This window comes from Pseudoroseicyclus tamaricis (assembly GCF_012070395.1).
Taxonomy (GTDB): Bacteria; Pseudomonadota; Alphaproteobacteria; order Rhodobacterales; family Rhodobacteraceae; genus Pseudoroseicyclus_A; species Pseudoroseicyclus_A tamaricis.
Map to the genome: position 1 here is coordinate 463,184 of NZ_JAAFYS010000004.1, position 25,745 is coordinate 488,928.

The window sequence follows — 25,745 nt, forward strand, 5'->3', positions numbered from 1 at the left end:
CTGCAGGGGAGCCTCCCATGACCGACGCCACCACATCGCCCGACATCTCACGCTTCTCCGCCGCGCTGCCCTTCGCGCTGTCGCTGCTGCTCCTGCCGCTGGCCGCGTGGTCGGCTTACATGGGCGGCTGGTGGGTGCTGACGCTGCCGGCGGCGACGCTGTGGTTCTTCAGCCTGATCGACTGGGCGGCGGGGCTGAACACGGCCAACCCCGACACCGAGACGGCGGAGGAGGAGCTCTTCTGGTACCGCGCCCTCACCGCCGTCTGGGTACCGATCCAGGCGGTGATCATCTTCGGGACGCTCTGGTACGTCTCCCACACCGACCACCTGTCGCTCTTCGAGAAATGGGCGCTCTTCGCCGGGATCGGGGTGCCCTCGGGGACCATCGGCATCGTCTACGCGCATGAGCTGATGCACCAGAAGCCGGCGTGGGAGCGGTGGCTGGGCGATCTGCTGATGTGCATGGTGCTCTACGGGCACTTCCGGTCGGAGCATCTGCGCGTCCACCACCTCTGGGTCGGCACGCCGCGAGACGCGGTGACGGCCCGCTACGGAGAGGGCTTCCACCGCTTCTTCCCGCGCGTGCTGCGCGAGGCGCCCGTCTCCGCCTTCCGCGCCGAGCAGGCGATGCTGGCGCGGCGGAAGCTGCCGTGGTGGCACCGGAGCAACCCCTTCTGGCGATACGCGGCGCTGCAGGCGGCGTTCCTCGCGCTGGCGATGCTGATCGCCGGGTGGGAGGGGCTGTTCCTCTTCTGCACGCAGGCCTTCTACGCCATCTGGCAGCTGGAGCTGACGAATTACGTGGAGCATTACGGGCTGACGCGCCGGCATCTCGGAGAGGGCCGCTACGAGCACCAGATGCCGCATCACAGCTGGAACGCCGCGCACCGCGTCTCCAACTGGCTGCTGATCAACCTGCAGCGCCACTCGGACCATCACTACAAGCCCGACCGGCGCTTCCCGCTCCTGCAGACCTACGACGAGACGGAGGCCCCGCAGCTGCCCTACGGCTACACGATCATGGGGGCCATCGCGATGTATCCGCGCCTGTGGAAGCGGGTAATGAACCCCCGGGTGCGCGCGTGGCGCCAGCGCTTCTACCCCGACATCGAGGATTGGCGGCCCTACAACAAGGGGCTGAACCCGAAGCCGGCGCGGGCGTGAGCTTGCCCGAAGCGGCAGGTTCGCCCATATTCGAGTTCAGAGGAGGCGCCGATGGACGTTCGCAGTTCCACATCGATCCGGCTCGACGGGTTGCTCGTCGATGAGGCCGAGGCGCTGGGCGTCGATCCTGGCAAGGCGGCCGAGGACGGGTTGCGCAGAGCTGTTCGGGCAGCGCGCGCCGAGGCGTGGCGGCAGGAGAACGCGGCTGCCATCGAGGACTTCAACGCATGGGTGGAAGAGAACCCTCTGCCGCTCGAAAGCCATCGCCTCTTCTGAATGCCTCAATATGACGTTCATCCGGCGCTCGATGGCGACGGGTTTCTCGTCGATGTCCAGTCTGATCTTATCGGCGATCTGGCGACGAGAGTGGTGGTGCCACTCATGCCGGAACACTCAGGCCCTACGCCGGCGCGGTGGCTCAACCCCACCTTCCTGATCGGCGGGCAGCGATATGTGCTGATGGTCCAGTTCCTCTCGGGCGTCCGTCGCTCCAGCTTGCGGCCCCCCGTCGAATCACTGGCGCCGCAGTCGGAGGAGATCACCCGGGCGCTCGACATGCTCCTTCACGGGGTCTGACGTCCTCTGAAGCCCTCACGTCTCCCGGAAGGCCTTCGCGAAGTAGTCGGTGAAGGGCTTGAGGAAGTAGGCCATCGGGCTGCGGGCGGCGGTGGCGATGAAGGCCTCCACCGGCATGCCGGGGAGGAGGGCCATGCCCGGGGGCAGGCGCTCGATCTCGCCGTCGTTGAGGGCGATCTCGGCGCGGTAGAAGCTGAGGCCGGATGCCTCATCGGTGAACGCATCGGCGGAGACCTGCATGACGCGGCCGTCGAGCTCCGGCGTCTGGCGCTGGTCGAAGGCCGAGAAGCGCAGGCCGGCGGGCTGGCCGACGAAGATCTGGTCGATGTCCTGCGGCTGCACCTGCGCGGTGATCACCAGCGGGCGGTCCTGCGGGATGACGTAGAGCAGCGGGTCGGCGGCGACGATGACCGAGCGGGGCGCGAAGACACGGAGCCCGTAGACGACGCCGGAGGCGGGGGCGCGGATGTCCAGCCGGTCGATCCGGTTGAGAAGCTGGTGGCGACGCTCGGCAAGGTCGATCTGCGTGTATTGCAGGTCGCGGAGGGTGGAGATGGCCTCTTCGCCGCGGGTGGCGTCGATCTTGATGATCTCGATCTCCGTCTCCGTGATCCGCCCCTGCGCCTGGGCGGCGGCGGCGGTCAGCTCGCCGTGGCGGCCCTCGAGATCGGCCTTCTCACGCTCCAGCGCCAGCACACGGGCGGATTGGGCGAGGCCACGGTCGAGCAGGGATTGCTGGCTGTCCAGCTCGCTCTGCAGGAAAGCGATCTGCTGGGTGATCGCCTGTTTCTGCGCCTCGATCCCCTCGATCTGCGCCTCGATCTGCTCGATGCGGCGTTGCAGCTGGTCCCGCACCTGCGCCTCGGAGACGCGGCGGGCGGCGTAGAGGCGGCGCTGGCCGTCCATCAGTTCGCCGGCGAGGGGGCTCTCCGCCTCCAGCAGCAGGGGGTCGAAGTCGAGATCCTCCGCGTTGTCCACCTCCGCCTCGAAGCGGGCGCGGCGGGCGAGGATCTCGAAGAGCTGGCCCTCGACGGAGGCGAGCTCGGAGCGCAGCTCCTCCTCGTCGAGGCGGATGAGCAGGTCGCCGGCCTCGACCGTGGAGCCCTCCGAGACGAGGATCTCCTCCACCACGCCGCCGTCGGGATGCTGGACGATCTGGCGGTTCTGCTCCACCTCGATGCGGCCCATGGCGATGACGGCGCCGGTGATCTGGCTGGCGACCGCCCAGCCGCCGAAGCCGCCGACGAGCAGCAGGATGGCGATGAGCCCGCCCATGAGCGGGCCGCGGACGGGCCAGCCGGTCACGAGACACCTCCGCCGGCGGAGCCGGCTTGGGCGATTTCCTGGTGGTTGCGGACCATCTCGCGCAGCACCTCCTCCTTCGGGCCGAAGGCGCGGCGGCCGCCGTTCTCGATCATCAGCAGCATGTCGCATTCCTGGATGGCGGCGGGGCGGTGCGCCATGATGAGGATCGCCGCCCCGTCGGCCTTGAGCTGGCGGATGGCGTTGTTGAGCGCCTGGCTGCCCTCGTTGTCGAGGTTGGAATTGGGCTCGTCGAGCACCAAGAGCACCGGGTCGCCATACATCGCCCGGGCCAGCCCGATCCGCTGCATCTGCCCGCCGGAAAGGCGCCCGCCCGATTGCGTGACGCGGGTATCGTAGCCCTCGGGCAGGGCCTTGATCATCTCGTGCGCCCCCGCCCGCTCGGCGGCGCGGACGACCTTGGCGGGGTCGGGCTTGGACTCGAGGCGGGCGATATTCTCGGCGATCGTGCCGTCGAAGAGGCTGATCCGCTGCGGCAGGTAGCCGATGTACCGGCCGAGTACGTCGGCGTCATACTGGTCGAGCGCGGCGCCATCGAGGCGGACCCGGCCGGCCGCCGGCTTCCAGACGCCGGTGAGGGCGCGGGCAAGGGTGGACTTGCCGGCGCCGGAGGTGCCGATGACGCCCAGCGCATGCCCCGGCTCCAGCTTGAAGGACATCATGCGCAGGGCGGCGACGCTCTCCCCCGGGGGGATGATGGTGACCTGCTCCACCTCCAGCCGCGCCTTGGGGCGGGGCAGGGCGGTGCGCAGCTGCTGCTCGGGCACCTCGCCGAGCAGCGTCGAGAGCCGGCGCCAGCCTTCGCGCGCCCGCTGGAAGGCGGCCGCCTGGCCGACGAGCTGCTCCACCGGAGCCAGCGCCCGGCCCATGAGGATGGAGGCGGCGATCATCGCGCCCGGCGTCACCTGCTGCTGGAGCACGAGGTAGGCCCCGAGGCCGAGCATCGCCGACTGGATGAAGAGGCGGAAGGCGCGGGTGGTGGCGGTGAAGCCGCCAGTCCGGTCCGTCGCGCCGACGGTGGCGGTGAGCGCGCCGTTCCGCGCCACCTTCCAGCGGTCGAACGCCGCGCCGCGCATGCCGAGCGCCTGCACCAGCTCCGCCTCCTGCCGGATCTGGGCGCCCTCCGTCTCCGCCTTCAGCGTTGCCGCGTTGGCGGTGGAGAGGGGCTGGCGGGCGTAGATCTGGTTGGCGATGGCCAGCGAGACGAGGATCGCCGCGCCGATCAGGGCGAGGATGCCGAGCCACGGGTGGAAGAGGAAGATGCCGAGGAAGAAGAGCGGCGAGAACGGCAGATCGAACAGCGCCGCCAGAGCGGGAGAGCCGAGCAGCCGCTGCACGCTTTCCAGATCGCGCAGGGCGGTGGCGGCGGCATGATCCGACCGGCCGGAGCTGGTTCCGCGCAGCGCGGCGGAGAAGACACGCCGGTCGAGCCGGGCCTGGAAGCGGGCGGCGATGCGGCCCATCAGCCGGCCGCGCACATTGTCGAGGATGCCCATCATCAGGAAGAGAAAGGCGACGATGGCGGTGAGCGCGAGGAGCGTCTCGAGGCTGCGGGAGCCGAGCACCCGGTCGTAGACGTTGAGCATGTAGAGCGGGCCGGTCAGCATCAGCGCGTTGACGAAGAAGCTGAAGAGGCCGACGGCCCAGTAGAGCGGGCGGCTCTCCGCCCGCGCCGACCGAAGCTCCTCCCGGCCCCGCGCTGTCGCCTCGTCCCTCGCCATGATGCGCTTTATCCGATGCTCCTCTTGGGGGATCGGTTTACCCGGCGTCGGCGAAGATTGCCATAACGGCGCCGCCCCGCTCACGCGGGCGTGGCCGGGGAGAGGCGCGGTTTAGGGGGAGAGATTGGGCGGGGGCGGCGGGGAGGCGCCGACTCGCGGGGCTGTGAGCCGGCCGGCAGATGCGTCGCTTGCCCGGCGGGTCGATTTCCGTAAACAGGGCGCAACGGATACCGACCGGCCGCGAGAGGACCCACCGCCCCGATGAGAGCCAGATCCCTCGCCCGCCCCGCCGCGCTCGTCCCCGCAGCTCTGCTTGCCCTCGCCGCCTGCACCCCCGCCCCGCCGGGCACGCAGGTGCATGACCCCTATGAGGCCCGCAACCGCGCCGTCCACGCCTTCAACATAAAGGCGGACACGGTGGCCCTGCGCCCGCTGGGGCAGGCGGCCAACGCGGTGGTGCCGGAGGGGATCGGCGCGGCCATCGTCACCTTCTCCGACAACGCGTCGCTGCCGGGCATGGCGCTGAACGGGCTGCTGCAGGGCAACATCGAGGATGCGGCGGTCAACTCCGGGCGCTTCGTCTTCAACACCCTCTTCGGCTTCCTCGGCTTCGGCGACCCGGCGGCGGAGATCGGGCTCTACGAGCGCGACACCGATTTCGGTGAGACGCTGGCTGTCTGGGGCGCGCCCGAAGGCGCCTACCTCGAGCTGCCGCTCCTCGGCCCCTCGACGGAGCGGGACGCGGCCGGCGAGCTGGTGGATATCCTCCTCGACCCGCTGGAATGGGTCGGCTCCGACGCCGTGGAGGCCTATCGCCGCTACGGCACCGCCGCCTACGTGGGCGAGCAGATCGTCGAGCGCGGGCAGTTCATGGGCACCGTGGACGGCCTGCTCTACGAGAGCGCCGACAGCTACGCGCAGGCACGGCTGGCCTACCTGCAGAACCGCCGCTTCCAGCTCGGCCCGGCCTCCGGTGCGGGCGGCGGGGCGGCGCAGGCGGACGGCTTCGTCGATCCTTTCGCCGATGAGGGCGCCGCCGCGCCCGCCGCCGATGCCTATCCCGACTTCGTCGATCCCTTTGCCGATCTGGAGTAGACCATGATCACCCGCCGTACCCTCCTCGCCTCCGCCGCTGCCCTGGGCCTCACCGCCCCGCTGCCGGCCTTCGCCGTGACGCAGCAGGCAGCGACGCAGCTCGTCGGCCAGCTCGTCGCCGAGGTGAATGCCGTCATCGCTTCCGGCCAGCCCGAGGGGGCGATGCTGGCGGAGTTCGAGCGCATCTTCCTGCGCCATGCCGACGTGCCGACCATCGCGGCCTACGTGCTCGGCCCGGCGCGCCGCGCCGCCACGCCGGCGCAGATGCAGGCCTTCATGCAGGCCTATTCCGCCTATGTCGCCCGCAAGTACGGCGGCCGCTTCCGCGAGTTCATCGGCGGCGAGGTGGAGGTGGTGACGGCGCGGGACCTGCCGCGCGGCGTGGAGGTGGAGACGCGGGCGCTCCTGCGCGGGCAGTCGCCCTTCCGAGTCGACTTCCACGTGGAGGATTCCACGGGCCGACCCTTGTTCTTCAACCTCATCATCGAGGGCGTGAACATGCTGCTCTCCGAGCGACAGGAAGTGTTGGCGATGCTCGATGCGCGCGGCGGCAGCCTCGACCGGCTGATCGCCGACCTGGCCTGAGTCGCGAACCGGATGCCGGGGAGGGGGGCTGTCTGCCCCCCGCGGCCGAAGGCCGCCCCCCCGAGGATTTTGAGGACCAAAGACAGGGCAGCCTGTGTCCGGCCGCGGTGCGCCGGGGGCGGGCGCGGCAAGTCGTGATGGGCGGGGCCTTGAGGCGGGGCAGGGGGCGCTCTAGCCTTGGGGCAACGCAACCTCCGGGGCAAATTTCATGAATGATATCGATGACAAGCTCGCCGAGCGCGGGCTGAGCCTTCCCGACGCGCCGGCGCCGGCCGCCAACTACGTGCCTTACGTGCAATCGGGCTCGATGCTCTACGTCTCCGGGCAGATCTCGTCGGGCACCGGCGGGCCGATCCTCGGCAAGCTGGGCGAGACGATGGCCTCCGAGGAGGGCGCCAAGGCGGCGGAGACCTGCGCGCTGGCGCTCCTGGCGCAGGTCAAGGCGGCGCTGGGCGGTGACCTTTCGCGGCTGGTGCGGGTGGTGAAGCTGACCGGCTTCGTCGCCTCGGCGCCGGGCTTCCACGAGCAGCCGAAGGTGGTCAACGGCGCCTCCGACCTCCTGGTGGCGCTGCTGGGCGATGCCGGGCGGCACGCCCGCTCCGCCGTCGGCGTGGCGGAGCTGCCGCTGGGCGTCGCGGTGGAGATCGAGGGGATCTTCGAGGTCCGATGACCCGCTTGCCGCCCGCCTTCCTCCACCGCCCGCTGGCGCACCGGGCCCTGCACGGGCCCGGCCGGCCGGAGAATTCGGTGGAGGCCGTGCGGGCGGCCATCGACGCCGGCTACGGGATCGAGGTGGACCTACAGCTCTCCGCCGACGGGGAGGCGATGGTCTTCCATGATGCCGTTCTGGACCGGCTGACCGGCAAAGCCGGGCCGGTGGCCGGGCGGACGGCGCAGGAACTGAGGCAGATCCCGCTGACCGGGAGCGAGGCGGGCATCCCCACCTTCGCCGAAGTGCTGGCGCTGGTCGCCGGACGGGTGCCGCTGCTGGTGGAGATCAAGGATCAGGACGGGCAGATGGGCGGCGATGTCGGCCCGCTGGAAGAAGCGGCGGCGCGGGCAGCCGACGGCTATGCCGGGCCGCTGGCCTTCATGTCCTTCAACCCGCACAGCGTCGGCCTGATGGCCGAGCTGGCGCCCGGGGTGGCGCGGGGGCTGACCACCTCTGCCTTTCGCGAGGAGAGCTGGCCGGGGCTGCCGGCGGAGTTGCGCGCGCGGCTGCGGGAGATGCCGGATTTCGCGCGGGTGGGGGCGAGCTTCATCAGCCACGAGGCGGCGGACCTCTCCTCCGCCCCAGTGGCGCGGGTGAAGGCGGAGGGGCACCCGGTGCTGTGCTGGACCATCCGCTCCGAGGCGCAGGCGACGGAGGCGAGGGCCATCGCGGACAACATCACCTTCGAGGGGTTCGCGCCGTGAGCGACGACGTCGAGATCGAGGTCTCCACCCTCTCCTCCCTCAGCGGCATCGACGCCGCCGAGTGGGATGCCTGCGCTGCGCCCGAGGCGGCGGATGGCGGCCGGCCGGCGGACCCCTTCACCACGCACCGCTTCCTCCTCGCGCTGGAGGAGAGCGCATCCGTCGGGCGGGGGACGGGGTGGGAGCCGCATTACCTGATGGCGCGCAAGGCCGGGGAGCTGATCGCGGTGGCGCCGCTCTATGCCAAGGCGCACAGCCAGGGCGAGTACATCTTCGACTTCAACTGGGCGCATGCCTACGAGAATGCCGGCGGCGAGTATTACCCCAAGCTGCAGATCGCGGTGCCCTTCACCCCCGCCACCGGCCGGCGCTTCCTGACGAAGCCGGGCCATGAGGCGGAGGGGATGGCGGCGCTGGTGCAGGGGGGCGTGAGCCTCGCCGCGCAGAACCGGATGTCCTCCCTCCACGCCACCTTCTGCACGGAGGGCGAGGCGGTGGCGGGCGAGCAGATGGGGCTGCTGCACCGGGTGACCCAGCAGTTTCACTGGCATGACCAAGGGTATGGCGATTTCGACGGATTCCTCGGCGCCCTCTCCTCCCGCAAGCGCAAGACGCTGAGGAAGGAGCGGCAGACCGCGCAGGCCTTCGGGGGCGAGATCGTCAGCCTGACGGGCGATGACCTCAGGCCCGAGCACTGGGACGCCTTCTGGCGCTTCTATCAGGACACCGGGATGCGCAAATGGGGCTCGCCCTACCTGACGCGCGCCTTCTTCGACCTCCTGCACGAGCGGATGGCCGACGACGTGCTGCTCTGCCTCGCGATGCGGGACGGGCGGCCGGTGGCCGGCGCGCTCAACTTCATCGGGCGCGACGTGCTCTACGGCCGCTACTGGGGCTGCACCGAGCATCACCCCTGCCTGCACTTCGAGCTGTGCTACTACCAGGCCATCGACTTCGCGCTGGCGCACGGGCTCTCGCGCGTCGAGGCCGGGGCGCAGGGGGAGCACAAGCTGGCGCGCGGCTATCTGCCGGTTGAGATCCACTCGCTGCACTGGATCGGCGACAAGGGTTTCCGCGACGCGGTGGCGCGATATCTGCAGGCCGAGGCGGAGGCCGTGGACGAGGAGATCGAGATCCTCACCTCCTACGGGCCGTTCCGCCGCGACAACAGGGAGGAAGCGGAATGAGCGATCCGATCACCGAAGAGGAGCGCGCCGAGGCCATCGAGCGCGGCTGGGTGCTGGCCGACGAGGGCACGGCGCTGGAGAAGCGGTTCGAGTTCAGGAACTTCGTGGAGGCCTTCGGCTTCATGACCCGCTCGGCCCTCTTCGCGGAGAAGTGGAACCACCACCCCGACTGGGCGAACAGCTACAAGACGGTCGACGTGAAGCTGTCGACCCACGACACTGGCGGTCTGACCGCCCTTGACGCTAAACTCGCCCGGAAAATGGACCAGCTGGCGAAGGGCTAGATGCAAGACTTGATGAATACCGAGCTCTGGGGCGGCAATACCCTGGGCGAGTTGCTGACCATCCAGTTCCTGGCCGGGATCCTCGGCAGTGTCGTGGCGGCGATCCTCATCCTCGTCGTGGGCTTCCTGTTCGCCGGCTGGGTGAAGCGGCGGATCGAGGGGATCGGCACGCGCAACGCCCATCTGGACAACGCGCTCTTCGGCTTCCTCGGCGATCTGGCGCGCTACGCGATCATCGCCTTCTCGATCATCATCGTGCTCAACACCTTCGGCGTGCAGACGACCTCCATCGTCGCGGCCATCGGTGCCGCCGGCCTCGCCATCGGCCTGGCGCTGCAGGGCACGCTGAGCAACATCGCGGCGGGGGTGATGCTGATATTCTTCCGCCCGATCCGCATCGGCGACTTCGTGGTGATCAACGGGGTGATGGGCACGGTGAAGGACATCTCCCTCAATTATACCGAGCTGGCGGACCTGCAGAACGTGCAGTTCATCATCCCCAACAGCGAGGTCTGGGGGAACACCATCCAGAACTACTCGCGCTACAGCACCCGCCGGGTGGAGTGGAGCTTCGGCGTCGGCTACGGCGCCAACCTCGCCGATGCCGAGCGGGTGATCCGGCAGACGATCATGAGCGATCCCCGCGCCCACGCGGAGCCGGAGCCGTTCATCCAAGTGAACAAGCTCAACGATTCGAGCGTGGATTTCCAGGTGCGGGTCTGGTGCGACAACTCCGAGGCCTACGGCTTCCAGACGGACATGACCCGCCGGGTGAAGGAGGCGCTGGACGCCAACGGTGTGCCGATCCCCTTCCCGACGCGCACGCTCGTCTACGACAACCCAAAGGATGCCCACGGCCGGCAGGACGCGGCGGAGTAGGCTTGAGGTTGCAGTTTGCGACCTCAAAGCTCGTGACATGGCCGACCGGCCGACCGAGGGCGGCGAAAACCATATGGTTTTCGCCGCTCCGGGGTCAGACCGTCTCCAGCAGGGCCTCGCCGCCGGAGGTGTCGCAGGTGCCGGGGCTCTCCTCGAGGTTGACTGAATTCACCACACCGTCCTCCACCAGCATCGAGTAGCGCTTCGAGCGGTCGTAGAAGCCAACCGGCGGGGCGGTGAAGTTGAGGCCAATGGCGGTGGTGAAATCCGACGAGGGATCGGCGAGGAAGGTGATCTTGTCCGCCCCCATGCTCTCCTGCCAGGCCTTCATGACGAAGGGGTCGGCGACGGCGACGCAGTAGATCGCGTCCACCCCCTTGGCGGTGAAGTCATCCGCCGTCCGCTGGAAGCTCGGCACATGGGCCGTGGTGCAGGTGCCGGTGAAGGGGCCGGGCAGGCCGAAGATCACCACCTTGCGGCCGGCGGTGTCGAGGGTGAAGGGCTCCGGCCCGTCCTCGCCCATGACGAGGAAGGTGCCGTCGGGCAGGCGGTCTCCTGCGGCAATGGCCATGATGCGTCCTTTCCTGATTTGCCTTGGTCAGCGGAAAGGATAGTCTCGCCGGGCGCAAGCGGAAGGGGAGTCATGAGCCATTTCGTCGTCATCGGCGCCGGGCAGGCCGGCGCCTCGCTCGTCGCCAAACTTCGCAGCAGCGGGTTCGAGGGGGAGGTGACGCTCATCGGCGCGGAGCCGGTGCCGCCCTACCAGCGCCCGCCCCTCTCCAAGAAGTACCTCCTCGGGGAGATGGAGGAGGCGCGGCTCTACCTGCGCCCCGCCGACTTCTACGAGACCGCCGGCATCCGCTTGATGACGGGCACAAGGGTGGTGGAGATCGATCCGGCGGAGCACCGCATCCTGCTGCAGGGCGACGAGCCGCTCGCCTACGACCGGCTCGCCCTCTGCACGGGGGCGGAGCCGCGGCAGCTGCCCTCCGCCGTCGGCGGCGACCTCGATGGCGTGCTGACGATGCGCGACCTCGCCGATGCCGACCGGATGGCGCCGCTGATGGTGGAGGGCGCGCATGTGCTCGTCATCGGCGGCGGCTATATCGGGCTGGAGGCGGCGGCGGTCGCCGCGAAACGGGGCCTGCGCGTGACGGTGGTGGAGGCCGCCCAGCGCATCCTCGGCCGCGTCGCCTCCGAGGAGACGGCGGATTTCTTCCGCGACCTGCACCGCAGCCACGGCGTCGAGGTGATCGAGAATGTCGGGCTCGAGCGGCTGGAGGGAGAGGACGCGGTGGAGCGCGCCGTCCTCGCCGATGGCCGGGTGCTGGAGATCGACTTCGCCATCACCGGCATCGGCATCGTGCCGAACACCATTCTTGCCGAGAGCGCCGGCCTCGCCGTCGAGAACGGCATCCGGGTGGACGAGCTCTGCCGCACCTCCGAGGCGGATATCTTCGCCGCCGGGGACTGCGCCTCCTTCCCTTGGGCGGGGGAGCGGATCCGGCTGGAGAGCGTCGGCAACGCCATCGACATGGGCGAGGCGGCGGCGCTGGCGATGATGGGCGGCGAGGAGGCCTACGCGGCGAAGCCGTGGTTCTGGAGCGACCAGTACGAGTGCAAGCTGCAGATCGCCGGCCTGAACCGGGGCTATGACCGGGTGGTGGTGCGAGACGGCGGCGCGGCCCGATCCCACTGGTACTATTGCGGCGGGCGGCTCATCGCGGTGGACGCGATGAACGACCCGCGCGGCTACATGATCGGCAAGCGGCTGATCGAGGCCGGCAAGTCCCCCGACCCGGAGGTGGTGGGCGACGCCGGGAGCGACCTCAAGGCGCTGATGACGGCGTGAGGATCATCGCCGGCCAGAACCGCGGGCTGAGGCTCGCGGAGGTGGGCGAGGGCGATGCCGCCGCGGCGCTCCGCCCGACCTCCGACCGGCTGCGGGAGACGATCTTCAACCTGCTGGAAGGCGGCCGCTACGGCACGCCGGTGCGCGAGGCCGTGGTGCTGGATCTCTTCGCCGGGACGGGGGCGCTGGGGCTGGAGGCGCTCTCCCGTGGGGCGGAGGAGGCGACCTTCGTGGAGAGCGGGCGCGTCGGGCAGCGGCTGATCCGGGAGAACCTCAAGCGGGCGAGTCGCGGCGGAGAGGCGCGGCTGCTGGCCGCGGATGCGCTGAAGCTGCCGGCACGGGAGGGCGCGGCGGCAACGCTGATCTTCCTCGACCCGCCCTATGGCCGCGCGCTCGGCGCCCCGGCGCTGGCAGCGGCGCGGGCGGGCGGCTGGGTGGCCCCTGAAGCGCTGGTCGTCTGGGAGGAGGCGGCCCCGCAGCCCCCGCCGCCGGGCTTCACGCTGGCCGAGCATCGGCGGGCGGGCGTGGCGCATCTGACGTTGCTCCGGGCGGCGGGGTGAAGCGCCCGTAGGGTGGGTTTGTAACCCACCGGCGCGACATCTCCGCTCTCCCCCCGCCCGGTACGCGCCAAAGGCGCAGGGCGGGCGCCGGCCCGTCCCGGCGGGCTGGCGCTCTGGTTGGGCTATGTGCGTCGCAGAGAGAGGGAGGGGCTTGGCGAGCATAAAGCGCACAGCGGGATCGTCGGTGCGCCACCCCACGGGCCGGCGCTCGCCCTGCGCCTGCGGGTGGTGTGCCCGGTGGAGGGCGGGGTGGTGGGTTGGAAACCCACCCTACGGGGCGACGGCGACCGAGTAGTCTTCGAGGACGCAGAGCGCCGCGCCATCTTGCCACCGTCCCGCACCGCGCTACCCTAGCGTCATGTTCACCAGCCTCGCCCCGCCGCTCTTCTCCCGCGCCCGCCGCGAGAGCGTCACGATGCCCGCGCCGCCGGCCCTGCCCGCGACCGCGCCGCTGCTGATGAGCGACTGCGCGACGCCGCTGCACGGCGAGACGCTGCTCTCCCTGCTCTGGAAGCGGATGGACGGCGCGGAGGACTGAGGGCGGCGGAAACCATATGGTTTCCGCGCGTGATTTCCATATGGAAATCGCCGCCCCGACCGGGGCTCAGCCCCAGGTCGGGTGGAACTTGCCGGCGGGGGAGAGGGTGAAGATCTCCGGCCCGTCCGGCCCGATCCCCACCGAATGCTCGAACTGGGCTGAGAGGGAGCGATCCCGCGTCACCGCCGTCCAGTCGTCGGAGAGGACCTTGGTCGCCGCGTTGCCGAGGTTCACCATCGGTTCGATGGTGAAGAACATCCCCTCCTCCAGCATCGGCCCCGTGCCGGGCCGGCCGTAGTGGAGGACGTTCGGCGGCGCGTGGAAGACCCGGCCGAGCCCGTGGCCGCAGAAATCGCGGACTACGCTCATCCGGTTGCCTTCGACGTAGCTCTGGATGGCCGCGCCGATATCCCCGAAGGTGTTGCCGGCCCGCGCCGCCTCGATCCCCTTCATCAGGGCGTCATGCGTCACGTCGATCAGCCGCTCGGCCTTCTTGGCGAGCTTGCCGGCGACGTACATGCGGCTGGAATCGCCGTACCAGCCATCGAGGATGACGGTGACGTCGATATTGAGGATGTCGCCATCCTTCAGCTTCTTGGTGCCCGGGATGCCGTGGCACACGACGTGGTTGATCGAGATGCACGAGGCGTGCTGGTAGCCCTTGTAGCCGATGGTGGCCGACGTGGCGCCGGCTTCCTTCACCATGCGCTCGATCTCGGCGTCGATCTCGCCGGTGGTGACACCGGGCTGCACATGGGCGGCGATCCGGTCGAGAATGTCGGCCGTCACCCGCCCGGCCGCCGCCATTCCGGCGAAATCGGCCGGCTCATAGATGCGGATCCCGTCCCGCGTCAGTCTGCCCCGCGTCTTGTCCAAGTTCAAAAGCCCTCCTAATGCTGTTCAACTAGGACAAAAGAACCGGAGTTTCCAGTCCGGGACCGGGCCGGGAACGGGCCGGACCCGGGATCGTGAGGAGGGACAATGACCAACCCCACTGCAGCCATGCTCGTCATCGGCGACGAGATCCTCTCCGGGCGCACGCGCGAGGGCAATGCCCACCATCTTGCCGGCGAGCTGACGCGGGTGGGGATCGACCTGCGGGAGATCCGGGTGGTGGCCGATGGGCATGAGACCATCGTCGCCGCCGTCCGGGCGCTGGCGGAGGGGCATGACCATCTCTTCACCTCCGGCGGCATCGGGCCCACGCATGACGACATCACGGCGGAAGCCGTGGCGGAGGCGATGGGCGCCGCGATCGGGGTGCGGGACGATGCCCGTGCCATCCTCGCCGCCCATTACACCCGCCGCGGGCAGGAGCTGAACGAGGCGCGGCTCCGCATGGCGCGCGTGCCGGAGGGGGCGACGCTGATCGACAACCCTGTCTCCGCCGCGCCGGGGTTCACGCTCGGCAATGTCCACGTCATGGCCGGCGTGCCGCAGATCTTCGAGGCGATGCTGGCGGGGCTGCTGCCCCGGCTCGCCGGCGGGGCGCCGGTGCTCAGCCAGTCGCTGGGCGTGGATCGCGGCGAGGGGGATATCGCGCAGGCGCTGGGCGAGGTGGCGGCGGAGTTCCCGGCGCTCTCCTTCGGCTCCTACCCCTTCACGCGGCCCGATGGCAGCCACGGCGTCAACCTCGTGGTGCGCGGGCAGGACGGGGCGGGCGTCGGCGCCGCGATGGTGCGGCTGCAGGAGCTCTTCGGGTGATCGAGCCGGCCCGGCTCTACGACGTGATCGAGGCGACCTGGCCCCCCTTGGCGACGGAGCGACGCGGGGGCTGGACGATCCGGCGGGGCGGAGGCGGCGGCAGCCGGGTGAGCGCGGCGACGCTGGAGGGCGCGCCGGGCGGCATCGACGAGGCCGAGGCGGCGATGCGGGCGCTGGGGCAGCACCCGCTGGTGATGATCCGCGCCGGACAGGAGGCGCTGGACGAAGAGCTGGCGGCGCGCGGCTACGCGGTGAAGGACCCGGTGGTGACATGGGCCGCGCCGCCGGCGGAGCTGGCGGCCCGGACGGACGTCACCGGCCGTTGGCCGCCGGGGCCGGAGGCGGAGGCGATCTGGGCCGCGGGAGGCATCGGGCCGGAGCGGGTGGCCGTCATGGCCCGCGCCGCCGGGCCGAAGGTGGCGCTGCTGGCAAAAGAGGCCGGCAGCCCCGCCGGCACTGCCTTCGTGGCGATGGACGACGACATCGCCATGCTGCACGCGCTGGAGGTGCTGGCCGCCAACCGCCGGCGGGGCCTCGCCCGCCGGCTGGTGCAGGCGGCCGCGGGCTGGGCGGAGGCGGAGGGGGCGAGCCTGCTCACGCTGCTCGTCACCCGCGCCAACGGGGGCGCCAACGCGCTCTATAGCGGGCTCGGGATGGCGGAGCTCGGCGGCTACCATTACCGCGAGGCGCCGCGGTGAGGGCGCCGGCCCTGATCCTCTGCCTCGCCGCCGCCCCTGCCGCCGCGCAGGTGCTCGACTTCCCCGCCAATGCCGTGATGACCGCCGAGCGGCTGGAGGAGGCCGGCAGCTACGCCGTCCCCGTCGGGCCGGCGGAGGCGGGCGAGGTGCCGCTGCGGATCGAGGAGGGCGAGGTGCGCGCGCAGGCGTGGCGGGTGGGGGCGGAGCTGTCGACGCTGGAGCTGCTCGCGCCGCTGCGCGCTCAGCTGGAGGCGGAGGGCTTCGCGCCGCTGCTCGACTGCGAGACCGAAGCCTGCGGCGGCTTCGACTTCCGCCGCGCGGTGGAGCTTCTGCCGGCGCCGGACTTCTGGTTCGACCTCGGCGACTTCCGCGCCGTGACGGCCGAGCGGCTGTTGCCGGGGGGCGAGCGGGAGGTGATCTTCCTCCTCGCCTCCGGCACCGGGCGCGCGGCCTATGCCCACGTGGTGCGCATCGGCCCCGCCGCCGGACCCCTCTCCGCCACCGGAGCCCCGGCGGCAGTGGCGGAGCGGCCGGCCGCCGCACCGCCGGGCGACTTCGCCGGGGAGCTGGAGGGGACGGGGCGGGTGATCCTCACCGATCTGAGCTTCGAGACCGGTTCCGCCCAGCTCGGCCCCGGCCCTTATGCCTCCCTGCAGGCGCTGGCCCGCTACCTCTCGGACCGGCCGGAGCGGCGGGTGGCGCTCGTCGGCCATACGGACACGGAGGGCGGGCTGGAGGCCAACATCACCCTCTCCCGCCGGCGCGCCGGCTCGGTGCTGGAGCGGCTGGCGGGGCGCTACGGTATCCCGAGGGCGCAGATGGCGGCGGAGGGGATGGGCTACCTCGCGCCGGTGGCCAGCAACCTCACCGAGGCGGGGCGGGAGGAGAACCGGCGCGTGGAGGTGGTGCTGACGTCAGGGGGCTGACGTCGGCGCGGGTGGAGAGGCCGGGGGGCTGTCTGCCCCCCGGAGCCCCCCGAGAGGTATTTAGCAAAAGGGCGAGAGGGCCGGTCAGGCGCCGGTCACCGGCGGGGGGCGGCGGCGCGGCGGAGGCGGTCGTTGATGGCGCGGCCGAGGCCGTGATCGGGGATCGGGGAGACGGCGATGTGGGTGGCGCCCTGCGCGTCGAGCGCGTGGAGGTGGGAGAAGAGAGTGGCGGCGGCCTCCGTGAGGTCGCCGGAGGGGGAGAGGTTGAGGGGGGCGTCGACGGGGCCGAAGCCGAGGAGCGTCTCTCCCGGGCGCGGCGCGGCGGCGTTCAGGCGCAGGGTGCCGGAGGGCGCGTAATGCGAGGCGAGCTGGCCGGGAGAGCTGGGCGTGTCATACGCCGGCGGGGCGGCGAGCGGGGCGCCGAGGCAGGCCTCGATCGCCTCCGCCGGAATGCCGCCGGCCCGCAGGAGCGTCGGCGCGCCGGTGAGGCCGAGGATGGTGGATTCGACGCCCACCGGGCAGGGGCCGCCATCGAGGACGGCCGAGATCTGCCCCGAGAGGCCGGAGAGCACATGCGCCGCCGTCGTGGGGGAGACGCGGCCCGAGGGATTGGCCGAGGGGGCGGCGACGGGGCGGCCCGTCGCCTCTAGGAGCTGCCGGGCGACGGGGTGGGCCGGCAGGCGGATGCCGAGCGTCGGCAGGCCGGCGGAGGCGAGGGAGGCGATGCCGTTGTCGGCGCGGGCGGGCAGCACGAGCGTGAGCGCGCCGGGCCAGAAGGCGCTGGCGAGGCGCTCCGCCTCCGGGCCGATCTCCACCAGCCGGGCCGCCTGCGCCAGAGAGGCGACGTGGACGATCAGCGGGTTGAAGCTGGGCCGGCCCTTGGCGGCGTAGATGCCGGCGACGGCGGCGCCGTTCGTCGCGTCGGCGCCGAGGCCGTAGACCGTCTCCGTCGGGAAGGCGACGAGCTGCCCCTCCCGCAGGAGCGCCGCCGCGCGGGCGAGGCCGGCGGCATCGGGGAGAAGGGTCTCGGTCATGGCTGGCGCAGATAGCCGGGGCGGCGGCGTCTGCCAAGGTGCGTGATGCGGGGGCGGGGCTTTGCCGGCTGTTCACGGGGCGCCGCGATGTGCGAGATTCGGGCCGGCGAGATCGGGAGGGGGCCATGCTGCATGAGGACGAGACGCGGGTGAGCGCCGGGGCCGCGCGCGCGCTGATCGATGCGCAGTTTCCGGATTTCCGAGGTGAGGAGGTCGCGGCGCTGGGGGGCGGGACCGACAATGCGCTCTTCCGGATCGGGCGCCGCGCGACCGCCCGCTTTCCGTTGCGGGCGGAGGGGGCGGAGGCGCTGGGTCGGGAGGCCGAGGCGAAGGAGGAGCTTGCCGCCCATTGCCCCGTGGCGACGCCGCGGCCCCTGGGCTTCGGCGAACCGGGGGGCGGCCATCCCCTGCCCTGGGCATTGGAGAGCTGGGTGGAGGGGGCCATGGCGACGCCGGAAGGGCTGGGCTCCTCCGCGGCCTTCGCGGGGGACCTCGCCGCCCTGATCGGGGCTCTGCGCCGGGCGGAGACGAAGGGCCGCCCCTTCGCGGCGCAGGGGCGGGGCGGGACGCTGATGGAGCATGACGCGTGGATGGCGACCTGCTTGCAGCGGAGCGGGGGGCTGCTGGACATCCCGCCGCTGCGGCGGCTCTGGCAGGCGTTCCGGGTGCTTGCGCCGCCCACGCGGCTTGCGATGTGCCACAAGGATCTCATTCCGGCCAACCTGCTCGTGGAGGGCGAGCGGCTGGTGGGTGTGCTCGATGGCGGCGGCTTCGGGCCGGCCGACCCGGCGCTCGATCTCGTGGCCGCGTGGCACCACCTGGAGGCGGAGGGACGCGCTCTGATCCGCACCCGGCTCGGCTGCGACGAGGCCGAGTGGCGGCGCGGTGCGGTCTGGGCCTTCCAGCAGGCGCTGGGGCTCGTCTGGTACTACGAGAAGAGCCATCCGGGGATGGTGGCGCTGGGGCGGAGCACGCTTCGCCGGATCATGTCGGACGAGGAGGTGGGCGCGGCCTGAGTGCCCCCCTCAGTCCCGCCGGCGGACGAGGAGCTGGTTGCCGGGGCCCGTCTTCGTCTCGAACACCTTCAGCTCGCGGATGAGGTCGGAGAGCTTGCGCTTGCCGTAGGTCCGCGTGTCGAAATCGGGGTTGGCGGAGGTGATGTACTGGCCGAGCTGGGAGAGGGTGTACCACTCGTCCTCCTGCTCGATCGCCTCCATCGCCCCGGTGATCAGGCGGCGGGCCTCGTCCGGGGTGCCCTTCGGCCCCTCCTCCAGCTCCGGCGCGCTGGCCGGGGCGTTCTGCTGCACCGGCTCCTCGGCGCCCTCGCCGAGGTTCTCGACGAAGATGAAGCGCTTGCAGGCCTTGCGGAAGGCCTCCGGCGTCTTCTTCTGGCCGATGCCGAAGACATCCATCCCCTGCTCGCGGATGCGGGAGGCGAGGCGGGTGAAGTCGGAATCCGAGCTGACCAGCACGAAGCCGTCGAAGCGGCCGGTGTGCAGCAGATCCATCGCGTCGATGACGAGGGAGATGTCGGAGGCGTTCTTGCCCACGGTGTTCGCCGGGGCGTGGTGCGGCACGAGGCCGAGCTCGGCCTGCATCTTGCTCCACCCCGCCATCCGCTGGGACGAGAAGTCGCCGTAGCAGCGGCGGACGGAGGCCTCGCCGAGCGAGGCGATCTCCGCGAAGACGGCACGCGCCTTGGCGGGGGAGGAATTGTCGGCGTCGATGAGGACGGCGAGGAGGGGGCGGCTGTCGGGCATAGGGCCTTCCGATCGGGTTTGCCTCGCACTAGGCGCCTTGGGGCCTGCTTGCAACAGCGGTGGAGGCTGGGAGGACGTTCCCGCAGGGTGGTGCGGGTGGTATCGTTGGCAGATGGCGGAGACGGGTGAGCTTCATACCTTTCGGATCGACGGGGACGGCAGGGTCGCCGGCGGGGGCGGCGAGATCTTCCCGTGGTGGAGCGTCACCAAGACTGTCATCGCCATCTGCGCGCTGTCCCTCGTGGAAGAGGGGCGGGCGGAGTTGGACGCGCCTTTGCCGGGCGAAGGGTTCACGCTGCGCCAGTTGCTGGGGCACACCGCCGGCCTGCCGGACTACTATGCCTTGCCGGAGTATCGCGCGGCGGTCGCGAGGGACGAGGAGCCCTGGCCGCCGGGCGAGATGCTGAAGCGGGCACGGACGGCACCGCTCTTCGCCCCGGGAGAAGGCTGGGCCTATTCCAACATCGGCTCGATGCTGGCGCGGCAGTACATCGAGGAGGTTGCCGGCGCGCCGCTGGCGGAGATGGTCGCGAGGAGGGTCGCCGGGCCGCTTGGGCTGGGGAGCGTTGAGCTCGCCACGCGGCGGGAGGACTTTCAGCGTGTGCACTGGCCCGAGGCGCGGCACTACCATCCGGGCTGGGTCTACCACGGCTGCCTGATCGGCACGGCGGGAGATGCGGCGCGCCTGCTGCACGGGCTCTTCGCCGGCCGGCTTCTGGGCGCGGAGATGCTGCGGGAGATGACGCGGCCGCACCCGCTGGGCGGCGCGCTCCCCGGACGGCCGTGGACGTCCCATGGCTACGCGCTGGGGTTGATGAGCGGAGAGATGGGAGAGGCCGGGCGGGCCATCGGCCACTCGGGCGGCGGGCCGTTCAGCGTCAATGCCGTCTATCACTTCCCCGATCAGCCGGGGGCGCTGACGGTGGCCTGCTTCACCGACGGCACGGACGAGGGCTTCGCGGAGAGGGCTGCGGCCCGGGCGGCCATGGGGAAAGGGTGGCGGGGCCCGGGGGCCCCGCCGGAGGGTCAGTAGACGACGACGGAGCGGATGCTCTCGCCGGCATGCATGAGGTCGAAGCCCTTGTTGATCTCGCCCAGCGACAGCGTGTGGGTGATCATCGGGTCGATCTCGATCTTGCCGTCCATGTACCAGTCGACGATCTTCGGCACGTCCGTCCGCCCGCGGGCGCCGCCGAAGGCCGTGCCCTTCCAGGTGCGGCCGGTGACGAGCTGGAAGGGGCGCGTCGCGATCTCCGCCCCGGCCGGCGCCACGCCGATGACGGTGGAGACGCCCCAGCCGCGGTGGGCACATTCCAGCGCCTGCCGCATGACGGTGACGTTGCCCGTGCAGTCGAAGGTGTAGTCGGCGCCGCCGATCTGGTCGCCCCGGCGCTTGGTGAGGTTGACGAGGTAGGGGACGATATCCTCCCCGATTTCCTTGGGGTTGACGAAATGCGTCATCCCGAAACGTTCGCCCCACTCCTTCTTGGAGTTGTTGAGATCCACCCCGATGATCATGTCGGCGCCGGCGAGGCGCAGGCCCTGGATCACGTTGAGGCCGATGCCGCCGAGGCCGAAGACGACGGCGGTCGCCCCCTCCTCCACCTGAGCGGTGTTGATGACGGCGCCGACGCCGGTGGTGACGCCGCAGCCGATGTAGCAGATCTTGTCGAACGGCGCGTCTTCCCGGACCTTCGCCAGCGCGATCTCCGGCAGGACGGTGTGGTTGGAGAAGGTCGAGCAGCCCATGTAGTGCAGGATCGGATCGACATCGAGCGTCGTGAAGCGGGAGGTGCCGTCGGGCATGACCCCCTGCCCCTGCGTCGAGCGGATCGAGGTGCACAGGTTGGTCTTCTGGCTGAGGCAGGAGGGGCACTCGCGGCACTCGGGCGTGTAGAGCGGGATGACATGGTCCCCCGGCTTCAGTGAGGTGACGCCCTCGCCCACCTCCATCACCACGCCGGCGCCCTCGTGGCCGAGGATGGCGGGGAAGAGGCCCTCCGGGTCGGCGCCCGAGAGGGTGAATTCATCGGTGTGGCAGATGCCGGTGGCCTTGATCTCCACCAGGACCTCGCCGGGCCGGGGGCCCTCGAGGTTCACGTCCATCACCTCCAGCGGCTTGCCCGCTTCCAGCGCCACGGCGGCCTTGGTTCGCATATCGCACCTCCCGGTTTTGCCCGCGGACGTTACGGGATTGGCGGGGGATTTCAAACCGTTTGCGGGCCGCTCGCCGCTCCCTTGCGGGCGCGTCTCGCTCGCGGAGGGCGTCGGCCCGCCCCCTGGAGGCGTCAGTCGGAGCCGAAGAGATCGCGGGTGAAGACCTTGTCCGCCACGTCGGCCAGCTCGGAGGTGCGGCGATTGGCGACGATGACATCCGCCTCGCCCTTGAAGGCGTCGAGGTCGCGGATGACCCGGGAGTTGAAGAAGGTCTCGTCCGGCAGGTTCGGCTCGTAGACGATGACTTCGATGCCCTTGGCCTTGATCCGCTTCATGATCCCCTGGATCGACGAATCGCGGAAGTTGTCGGAGCCCGCCTTCATCACCAGCCGGTGGACGCCGACCACCTTCGGCGACATCGCCACGATCCGCTCGGCGATGAAATCCTTCCGCGTCGTGTTCGCGTCCACGATGGCACGCATCAGGTTCTGCGGCACCGCCTGGTAGTTGGCGAGGAGCTGGCGCGTGTCCTTCGGCAGGCAGTAGCCGCCGTAGCCGAAGGAGGGGTTGTTGTAGTGGCCGCCGATGCGCGGATCTAGGCTCACGCCGTCGATGATGTGCCGCGCCTCCAGCCCGTGGGCGAGGGCGTAGCTGTCGAGCTCGTTGAAATAGGCGACGCGCATGGCGAGGAAGGTGTTGGCGAAGAGCTTGATCGCCTCGGCCTCGGACGGCCCGGTGAAGAGCGTCTCGATATCCTTCTTGATCGCGCCCTCCTGCAGCAGCCGCGCAAAGGTGCGGCCGCGCTCGCTGTCCTCGCCGACGATGATGCGGCTGGGATAGAGGCTGTCATAGAGCGCCCGGCCCTCGCGGAGGAATTCCGGGCTGAAGATGACGTTCGGCGCGCCGAGCTCGGCGCGGGCATATTCGGTGAAGCCGACGGGGATCGTCGACTTGATGACGATCGTGGCGTCGGGGTTCAGCGAGTTGACCTGCCGGATGACGGCCTCGACGGAGGAGGTGTCGAAGCGGTTCGTCTCGGGGTCGTAATTCGTGGGCGTGGCGACGATGACGAACTCGGCGCCGATATAGGCATCCTCGGGGTCCGTCGTGGCGCGCAGCTTGAGGGGCTTCTCTGAGAGATACTCCTCGATCTCCTTGTCCTCGAAGGGGGCCTTGCCGGCGTTGACCATGTCGACGCGGGCCTGGGAGATGTCCATCGCCACGACATCGTGGGACTGGGCGAGGAGGACGGCGTTGGACAGGCCGACATAGCCGATGCCTGCAGCGGCGATTTTCATGAATGGACCCTCTTTTCGAATGTATTGTGGTCTGGAATGGCGGCGGAAAGCGGGGCTCCGGCAGGCCGGGGCGCGCCATGCTGCAATTGCAGCGAACCATCTTTCAGAAGAGGCGGATGTTCAAGTGGAGGCGGCCGGTGGCGCCGCGCCGGCGGGGCGGTTGCACAATCCGGCGGCGTGTCGCCCGGGCCGGCCAATGGCCCCGCGAGGCAACGCGATCTCAATGTTCGGGAGCAATGGTGCCCAGGAGAGGCATTGAACAACAATATCTGGAGATTTCATGGGAGCGCATCCCGCCCGTGCTGCTGAAGTAAATCAGCAAATCTGCGTCTCAGGGCGTCGCAGTTGACATCAGCCGGTCCTACATGTTGGGGTGGACAGAAAGGTGGACAGAATGCGCGCTCTTCACAAGCTTTCCTCGCTCAAGATCAAGAATCTGCCTCCTGGCAAGTACTCAGACGGCGGCGGCCTCTGGCTGCACTTGCGCAAGGATGGTGGCGCCCAGTGGTTCCTCCGGCTGACGATAGGGGCCCGCCGCAGAGAGATGGGCCTAGGCTCAGTGAACGATGTTAGCCTGAAGGAGGCTCGGGAGGCTGCTCAGCGGTACCGAAGGTGGGCTCGCGCGGGCCGTGACCCGATTGTGGAGCGAGATCGGCTCAAGCGGGAAGCCGGAGCCCGCCGCTCCACCCTGGCTGAGGTTGCCGCAGAAGCGTTCGATGCACGGAAAGCCGAGTTAAAGGACGGAGGCAAGGCGGGCCGTTGGTTCTCTCCCTTGGAGCTACATGTTCTTCCGAAGCTAGGCCGCCTCCCTGTCTCAGACATTGACCAACGGAGCATCCGCGATGTGATGCAGCCGATTTGGCATGAAAAGGCGGACACTGCGCGGAAAGCGATGAACCGGCTGAACATCGTCATGAGGCACGCAGCAGCCCTAGGTCTCGAAGTTGATCTGCAAGCTGTGGATAAGGCCAAGGCTCTGTTGGGCAAGTCTCGCCATGAGCCGACTCACATTCCGGCAATGCCTTGGCAAGAGGTCCCGGCCTTCTATGCCAGCCTATCCGAGGGGACGATCACCCATTTAGCTCTCCGCTTGCTAATCCTGACGGCGCTTCGTTCCGCTCCTGTTCGCTTCTGTCGCCTTGACCAGATCAGCGGCAGCATTTGGACCGTGCCAGCTGAGATTATGAAAGGCCGTCGAGGACAGGTGCGCGACTTCCGAGTCCCGCTTTCTAGAGAGGCCCTTGCGGTAATCGACGCATCGAAGCCGTTCGAGCGAGATGGCTACATCTTCCACAACGCGCGCAAAGGGGTCATCTCAGACGCCACTATGGCCAGGCACATGGAGCGTCGGGGCCTTGAAAGCCGGCCGCACGGCTTCCGGACGAGTTTTCGCACTTGGTGCGCTGAGGCGACCGAAACCCCGCCGGACATCGCAGAGATGGCGCTCGGCCACGCAGTGGGTTCTCAGGTTGAGCGAGCCTATAGGCGGACGGATCTTCTTGAGAAACGTTCGGCGTTGATGGAGCGCTGGGCCAGCTTTGTTGTGGAGGGAGGAGGGGATGTGATCTCTCTTGGCGGTGCTCGTCGGTTGGAAAGCGACGGGAGAGGATAGAATGGCGGATGGAGGCGCGCTCTCAGACCGTCAGCGCCGGCATCTAGAGATAATACTTGGTGCCGATCCAACCGAAGAAGAGGTGAGTGAATTTTGGGACGATCTAGCGCCTCGCGACAGGCTGCTTCGGGAGCTACGCACCCGGTGCGCTATAGGTGACCGTAGTGTACATCACTATCACATCTCGCATGATGGGGAGTTGGCCATCTCCCGAGCGGCCGAGGCAAACGCTCGGCCAAATTCTGAACTCCTCCCCAAAAACATGATAGAGTCCTACGATATAGAGTTATTCCGGGCGAAGTTGCGTGCGGAGTTTGGTAGCTTGGCGGCAATCTTGGACGGCATCGATATATGTCAGGAGCACCAGCTTACCCTGCCCCGCTGGCTGGCTAGCAGGACGGCCGAAATCCTTGCGTCAGTCACCTACCGCCGCGGGGAGAGCCCTGTTTCAGATCATCATTTCAAAATGGAGAGAAAGCATCTCGCGCTCCAGCAGAGAATGAAGCTGATGAGAGAGGTGCTGGCATATGAGCGCGGGAAGGAAGGTTACAAAGGGTCGCCATTTCATTGCGAGTTCGCGGAGGCGCTAGAGAGAGTGGAAGTGCAGGTCGGTATCGAGAAATGGTCACCTTCGTCTATGACCGACCAGGAAAAGAAGGCATCTGAAATTGTACACCATATCCTAAAGCAAACTTGGGCGCAGGCTGGAGCGGACACCATCGCGGTTGACTATAAGTCGGCGCGGACTGCAAGTATTTATTCGGTCGACCGGCTCACCAGGAAGCAAGTCGATTATCTTTCGTGGGACCTAGAAGCAATTCGTCCCTCTACATTCGAAAATCTCGGAATCTCTCGCGTCGAGATCGTGTCGGATCCGACGTAGGTAGAGATTCTGTACAAAAGCGATAGCTATAATTCCGGCTCAACCTCATGCAGCGTCTTCTCATAGAAGGAGAAGGCAATGGGTATTGATCGTCTGCTAAACGTCTCGGAAGTTGCCGCACGTCTGAGCTGCTCGAAAGCAACGGTGTGGCGTCAAACCGCTGAAGGCAACCTTCCAGAACCCATTCGCTTGGGACGCCTTACTCGATGGCCAGAGAGCGAGCTGTCGGAGTTCCTTGCGGAGTTGAAATCACGGCGCGAAGGGCGGGCCTCCTAGCGACGCGTGAGAAATAGCTGTGCCAAGGGCAGGCTCCCAAAGGCCCCGGCCGCTAGTCATTCCGTTAAGGCGCTCCTGTGAAATTCAATGCTGAGGTAGCAATCATGAACCGCCGTCTGCAGTACATTGCCGGCGCTAGCGCAGCCAGTAACGTACTTTCGTCCTCTGCCCGCCGGCTGCGGAAGCGCTCCGCTACATCAATCGACGCGTCGGAA

29 protein-coding genes are annotated in these 25,745 nt (G+C 69.2%); 21 read left to right on the forward strand and 8 right to left on the reverse strand.

Going from position 1 to position 25,745, the window contains the following annotated elements; translation table 11 throughout:
* Nucleotides 1–17: 17 nt before the first annotated feature.
* The 3 genes from GY170_RS18040 to GY170_RS18050 are packed head-to-tail and all read left to right on the forward strand — an operon-like array spanning nucleotide 18 to nucleotide 1,742.
* The gene (locus tag GY170_RS18040; protein ID WP_163896178.1) at nucleotides 18–1,166 is read left to right on the forward strand and encodes an alkane 1-monooxygenase; all 1,149 of its coding nucleotides are present in this window, start codon (nucleotides 18–20) and stop codon (nucleotides 1,164–1,166) included.
* Nucleotides 1,167–1,217: 51 nt separating this feature from the next.
* Nucleotides 1,218–1,442, forward strand: coding sequence for a type II toxin-antitoxin system CcdA family antitoxin (locus GY170_RS18045; RefSeq protein ID WP_163896180.1), 225 nt, complete (start codon nucleotides 1,218–1,220; stop codon nucleotides 1,440–1,442).
* Nucleotides 1,443–1,742, forward strand: a complete 300-nt coding sequence (locus tag GY170_RS18050; protein WP_163896182.1) for a CcdB family protein — start codon at nucleotides 1,443–1,445, stop codon at nucleotides 1,740–1,742.
* Nucleotides 1,743–1,757: 15 nt separating this feature from the next.
* On the opposite strand, the gene GY170_RS18055 is transcribed toward GY170_RS18050, so the two are convergent.
* Entirely contained in the window at nucleotides 1,758–3,017 is a 1,260-nt protein-coding gene (locus GY170_RS18055; RefSeq protein ID WP_163896345.1) for an HlyD family type I secretion periplasmic adaptor subunit, read from the reverse strand.
* Between the two features lie 26 nt (nucleotides 3,018–3,043).
* On the reverse strand, nucleotides 3,044–4,786 hold the full coding sequence (locus tag GY170_RS18060) for a type I secretion system permease/ATPase (RefSeq protein ID WP_163896184.1): 1,743 nt from the start codon (nucleotides 4,784–4,786) through the stop codon (nucleotides 3,044–3,046).
* A 261-nt stretch (nucleotides 4,787–5,047) separates the two neighbouring features.
* On the opposite strand from GY170_RS18060, the gene GY170_RS18065 reads away from it, so the two are divergent.
* The 7 genes from GY170_RS18065 (at nucleotide 5,048) to GY170_RS18095 (ending at nucleotide 10,232) form a co-directional block, all read left to right on the forward strand.
* On the forward strand, nucleotides 5,048–5,881 hold the full coding sequence (locus tag GY170_RS18065) for an MlaA family lipoprotein (protein ID WP_163896186.1): 834 nt from the start codon (nucleotides 5,048–5,050) through the stop codon (nucleotides 5,879–5,881).
* 3 nt (nucleotides 5,882–5,884) lie between these two features.
* Complete coding sequence (locus GY170_RS18070; protein WP_203531372.1) at nucleotides 5,885–6,466, forward strand: MlaC/ttg2D family ABC transporter substrate-binding protein; 582 nt, start codon at nucleotides 5,885–5,887, stop codon at nucleotides 6,464–6,466.
* A 208-nt stretch (nucleotides 6,467–6,674) separates the two neighbouring features.
* On the forward strand, nucleotides 6,675–7,136 hold the full coding sequence (locus GY170_RS18075; protein ID WP_163896188.1) for a RidA family protein: 462 nt from the start codon (nucleotides 6,675–6,677) through the stop codon (nucleotides 7,134–7,136).
* A complete protein-coding gene (locus GY170_RS18080; RefSeq protein WP_163896190.1) occupies nucleotides 7,133–7,882 on the forward strand; it encodes a glycerophosphodiester phosphodiesterase family protein in 750 nt (249 codons plus the stop codon). Before GY170_RS18075 ends, GY170_RS18080 begins: the two co-directional genes overlap by 4 nt.
* Nucleotides 7,879–9,069 carry a GNAT family N-acetyltransferase gene (locus GY170_RS18085; protein ID WP_163896193.1) on the forward strand — a complete coding sequence of 397 codons (1,191 nt, stop codon included), beginning with the start codon at nucleotides 7,879–7,881 and terminating at the stop codon, nucleotides 9,067–9,069. The genes GY170_RS18080 and GY170_RS18085 overlap by 4 nt, the downstream gene beginning before the upstream one ends.
* Nucleotides 9,066–9,353, forward strand: coding sequence for a 4a-hydroxytetrahydrobiopterin dehydratase (locus tag GY170_RS18090; RefSeq protein WP_163896195.1), 288 nt, complete (start codon nucleotides 9,066–9,068; stop codon nucleotides 9,351–9,353). Before GY170_RS18085 ends, GY170_RS18090 begins: the two co-directional genes overlap by 4 nt.
* Entirely contained in the window at nucleotides 9,354–10,232 is an 879-nt protein-coding gene (locus tag GY170_RS18095) for a mechanosensitive ion channel family protein (protein WP_163896196.1), read from the forward strand.
* A 94-nt stretch (nucleotides 10,233–10,326) separates the two neighbouring features.
* Here GY170_RS18095 and GY170_RS18100 read toward each other — a convergent pair whose 3' ends face one another.
* The gene (locus GY170_RS18100; protein ID WP_163896198.1) at nucleotides 10,327–10,803 is read right to left on the reverse strand and encodes a peroxiredoxin; all 477 of its coding nucleotides are present in this window, start codon (nucleotides 10,801–10,803) and stop codon (nucleotides 10,327–10,329) included.
* A 72-nt stretch (nucleotides 10,804–10,875) separates the two neighbouring features.
* Between GY170_RS18100 and GY170_RS18105 the strand changes: the two genes are divergently transcribed.
* The 3 genes from GY170_RS18105 to GY170_RS18115 all read left to right on the forward strand — a co-directional run bounded on the left by GY170_RS18105 (nucleotide 10,876) and on the right by GY170_RS18115 (nucleotide 13,182).
* Nucleotides 10,876–12,084 (forward strand): NAD(P)/FAD-dependent oxidoreductase, encoded by a 1,209-nt coding sequence (locus GY170_RS18105; protein ID WP_163896200.1) that lies wholly within the window; start codon nucleotides 10,876–10,878, stop codon nucleotides 12,082–12,084.
* Entirely contained in the window at nucleotides 12,081–12,644 is a 564-nt protein-coding gene (locus GY170_RS18110) for an RsmD family RNA methyltransferase (RefSeq protein ID WP_163896202.1), read from the forward strand. Before GY170_RS18105 ends, GY170_RS18110 begins: the two co-directional genes overlap by 4 nt.
* Before the next feature lie 358 nt (nucleotides 12,645–13,002).
* On the forward strand, nucleotides 13,003–13,182 hold the full coding sequence (locus tag GY170_RS18115; protein WP_163896204.1) for a hypothetical protein: 180 nt from the start codon (nucleotides 13,003–13,005) through the stop codon (nucleotides 13,180–13,182).
* A 66-nt stretch (nucleotides 13,183–13,248) separates the two neighbouring features.
* Here the strand turns inward: GY170_RS18115 and map are convergent, their stop codons facing one another.
* The gene (gene map / locus GY170_RS18120; RefSeq protein ID WP_394351500.1) at nucleotides 13,249–14,064 is read right to left on the reverse strand and encodes a type I methionyl aminopeptidase; all 816 of its coding nucleotides are present in this window, start codon (nucleotides 14,062–14,064) and stop codon (nucleotides 13,249–13,251) included.
* Between the two features lie 99 nt (nucleotides 14,065–14,163).
* Between map and GY170_RS18125 the strand changes: the two genes are divergently transcribed.
* Genes GY170_RS18125 through GY170_RS18135 form a run of 3 tightly spaced genes read left to right on the forward strand, consistent with a single transcriptional unit; the run spans nucleotide 14,164 to nucleotide 16,510 of the window.
* Complete coding sequence (locus GY170_RS18125; protein WP_163896206.1) at nucleotides 14,164–14,886, forward strand: competence/damage-inducible protein A; 723 nt, start codon at nucleotides 14,164–14,166, stop codon at nucleotides 14,884–14,886.
* On the forward strand, nucleotides 14,883–15,584 hold the full coding sequence (locus GY170_RS18130; RefSeq protein WP_394351501.1) for a GNAT family N-acetyltransferase: 702 nt from the start codon (nucleotides 14,883–14,885) through the stop codon (nucleotides 15,582–15,584). Before GY170_RS18125 ends, GY170_RS18130 begins: the two co-directional genes overlap by 4 nt.
* Nucleotides 15,581–16,510: an OmpA family protein gene (locus GY170_RS18135; RefSeq protein ID WP_235937867.1), complete on the forward strand. Its 930-nt coding sequence runs from the start codon at nucleotides 15,581–15,583 to the stop codon at nucleotides 16,508–16,510. The genes GY170_RS18130 and GY170_RS18135 overlap by 4 nt, the downstream gene beginning before the upstream one ends.
* Before the next feature lie 95 nt (nucleotides 16,511–16,605).
* Here GY170_RS18135 and GY170_RS18140 read toward each other — a convergent pair whose 3' ends face one another.
* Nucleotides 16,606–17,544, reverse strand: a complete 939-nt coding sequence (locus GY170_RS18140; protein ID WP_163896208.1) for an L-threonylcarbamoyladenylate synthase — start codon at nucleotides 17,542–17,544, stop codon at nucleotides 16,606–16,608.
* A gap of 125 nt (nucleotides 17,545–17,669) precedes the next feature.
* Between GY170_RS18140 and GY170_RS18145 the strand changes: the two genes are divergently transcribed.
* Entirely contained in the window at nucleotides 17,670–18,560 is an 891-nt protein-coding gene (locus tag GY170_RS18145; RefSeq protein ID WP_163896211.1) for a phosphotransferase, read from the forward strand.
* Nucleotides 18,561–18,569: 9 nt separating this feature from the next.
* On the opposite strand, the gene GY170_RS18150 is transcribed toward GY170_RS18145, so the two are convergent.
* On the reverse strand, nucleotides 18,570–19,304 hold the full coding sequence (locus tag GY170_RS18150) for an NYN domain-containing protein (RefSeq protein WP_163896213.1): 735 nt from the start codon (nucleotides 19,302–19,304) through the stop codon (nucleotides 18,570–18,572).
* Between the two features lie 112 nt (nucleotides 19,305–19,416).
* Here GY170_RS18150 and GY170_RS18155 point away from each other — a divergent pair, with 112 nt between their 5' ends.
* A complete protein-coding gene (locus tag GY170_RS18155; protein ID WP_163896215.1) occupies nucleotides 19,417–20,337 on the forward strand; it encodes a serine hydrolase domain-containing protein in 921 nt (306 codons plus the stop codon).
* On the opposite strand, the gene GY170_RS18160 is transcribed toward GY170_RS18155, so the two are convergent.
* Both GY170_RS18160 and GY170_RS18165 read right to left on the reverse strand, forming a co-directional pair.
* Nucleotides 20,331–21,461: an S-(hydroxymethyl)glutathione dehydrogenase/class III alcohol dehydrogenase gene (locus GY170_RS18160; protein WP_163896217.1), complete on the reverse strand. Its 1,131-nt coding sequence runs from the start codon at nucleotides 21,459–21,461 to the stop codon at nucleotides 20,331–20,333. The two genes, GY170_RS18155 and GY170_RS18160, sit on opposite strands and share 7 nt — an antisense overlap.
* Before the next feature lie 131 nt (nucleotides 21,462–21,592).
* A complete protein-coding gene (locus GY170_RS18165; RefSeq protein WP_163896219.1) occupies nucleotides 21,593–22,759 on the reverse strand; it encodes a nucleotide sugar dehydrogenase in 1,167 nt (388 codons plus the stop codon).
* Between the two features lie 394 nt (nucleotides 22,760–23,153).
* Between GY170_RS18165 and GY170_RS18170 the strand changes: the two genes are divergently transcribed.
* From GY170_RS18170 to GY170_RS18735, 3 genes are all read left to right on the forward strand, one after another.
* Nucleotides 23,154–24,371 (forward strand): tyrosine-type recombinase/integrase, encoded by a 1,218-nt coding sequence (locus GY170_RS18170; protein WP_163896220.1) that lies wholly within the window; start codon nucleotides 23,154–23,156, stop codon nucleotides 24,369–24,371.
* Nucleotides 24,372–24,633: 262 nt separating this feature from the next.
* Nucleotides 24,634–25,254: a hypothetical protein gene (locus GY170_RS18175; protein ID WP_167803336.1), complete on the forward strand. Its 621-nt coding sequence runs from the start codon at nucleotides 24,634–24,636 to the stop codon at nucleotides 25,252–25,254.
* 78 nt (nucleotides 25,255–25,332) lie between these two features.
* Nucleotides 25,333–25,530: a helix-turn-helix transcriptional regulator gene (locus tag GY170_RS18735; RefSeq protein ID WP_163896224.1), complete on the forward strand. Its 198-nt coding sequence runs from the start codon at nucleotides 25,333–25,335 to the stop codon at nucleotides 25,528–25,530.
* The last annotated feature ends 215 nt before the right edge of the window (nucleotides 25,531–25,745 follow it).

Excerpts from the sequence above, each read along its gene's own strand:
- GY170_RS18055 (WP_163896345.1), bottom strand. The coding sequence starts at position 3,017 with ATGGGCGGGCTCATCGCCATCCTGCTGCTCGTCGGCGGCTTCGGCGGC.
- GY170_RS18040 (WP_163896178.1), top strand. The coding sequence starts at position 18 with ATGACCGACGCCACCACATCGCCCGACATCTCACGCTTCTCCGCCGCG.
- GY170_RS18075 (WP_163896188.1), top strand. The coding sequence starts at position 6,675 with ATGAATGATATCGATGACAAGCTCGCCGAGCGCGGGCTGAGCCTTCCC.
- GY170_RS18050 (WP_163896182.1), top strand. The coding sequence starts at position 1,443 with ATGCCTCAATATGACGTTCATCCGGCGCTCGATGGCGACGGGTTTCTC.
- GY170_RS18045 (WP_163896180.1), top strand. The coding sequence starts at position 1,218 with ATGGACGTTCGCAGTTCCACATCGATCCGGCTCGACGGGTTGCTCGTC.
- GY170_RS18155 (WP_163896215.1), top strand. The coding sequence starts at position 19,417 with ATGGCGGAGACGGGTGAGCTTCATACCTTTCGGATCGACGGGGACGGC.
- GY170_RS18140 (WP_163896208.1), bottom strand. The coding sequence starts at position 17,544 with ATGACCGAGACCCTTCTCCCCGATGCCGCCGGCCTCGCCCGCGCGGCG.
- GY170_RS18115 (WP_163896204.1), top strand. The coding sequence starts at position 13,003 with ATGTTCACCAGCCTCGCCCCGCCGCTCTTCTCCCGCGCCCGCCGCGAG.
- GY170_RS18160 (WP_163896217.1), bottom strand. The coding sequence starts at position 21,461 with ATGCGAACCAAGGCCGCCGTGGCGCTGGAAGCGGGCAAGCCGCTGGAG.
- GY170_RS18145 (WP_163896211.1), top strand. The coding sequence starts at position 17,670 with ATGCTGCATGAGGACGAGACGCGGGTGAGCGCCGGGGCCGCGCGCGCG.
- GY170_RS18080 (WP_163896190.1), top strand. The coding sequence starts at position 7,133 with ATGACCCGCTTGCCGCCCGCCTTCCTCCACCGCCCGCTGGCGCACCGG.
- GY170_RS18735 (WP_163896224.1), top strand. The coding sequence starts at position 25,333 with ATGGGTATTGATCGTCTGCTAAACGTCTCGGAAGTTGCCGCACGTCTG.
- GY170_RS18175 (WP_167803336.1), top strand. The coding sequence starts at position 24,634 with ATGATAGAGTCCTACGATATAGAGTTATTCCGGGCGAAGTTGCGTGCG.
- GY170_RS18100 (WP_163896198.1), bottom strand. The coding sequence starts at position 10,803 with ATGGCCATTGCCGCAGGAGACCGCCTGCCCGACGGCACCTTCCTCGTC.
- GY170_RS18125 (WP_163896206.1), top strand. The coding sequence starts at position 14,164 with ATGACCAACCCCACTGCAGCCATGCTCGTCATCGGCGACGAGATCCTC.
- GY170_RS18150 (WP_163896213.1), bottom strand. The coding sequence starts at position 19,304 with ATGCCCGACAGCCGCCCCCTCCTCGCCGTCCTCATCGACGCCGACAAT.
- GY170_RS18070 (WP_203531372.1), top strand. The coding sequence starts at position 5,885 with ATGATCACCCGCCGTACCCTCCTCGCCTCCGCCGCTGCCCTGGGCCTC.
- GY170_RS18170 (WP_163896220.1), top strand. The coding sequence starts at position 23,154 with ATGCGCGCTCTTCACAAGCTTTCCTCGCTCAAGATCAAGAATCTGCCT.
- GY170_RS18105 (WP_163896200.1), top strand. The coding sequence starts at position 10,876 with ATGAGCCATTTCGTCGTCATCGGCGCCGGGCAGGCCGGCGCCTCGCTC.
- GY170_RS18060 (WP_163896184.1), bottom strand. The coding sequence starts at position 4,786 with ATGGCGAGGGACGAGGCGACAGCGCGGGGCCGGGAGGAGCTTCGGTCG.
- GY170_RS18165 (WP_163896219.1), bottom strand. The coding sequence starts at position 22,759 with ATGAAAATCGCCGCTGCAGGCATCGGCTATGTCGGCCTGTCCAACGCC.
- GY170_RS18090 (WP_163896195.1), top strand. The coding sequence starts at position 9,066 with ATGAGCGATCCGATCACCGAAGAGGAGCGCGCCGAGGCCATCGAGCGC.
- GY170_RS18095 (WP_163896196.1), top strand. The coding sequence starts at position 9,354 with ATGCAAGACTTGATGAATACCGAGCTCTGGGGCGGCAATACCCTGGGC.
- GY170_RS18065 (WP_163896186.1), top strand. The coding sequence starts at position 5,048 with ATGAGAGCCAGATCCCTCGCCCGCCCCGCCGCGCTCGTCCCCGCAGCT.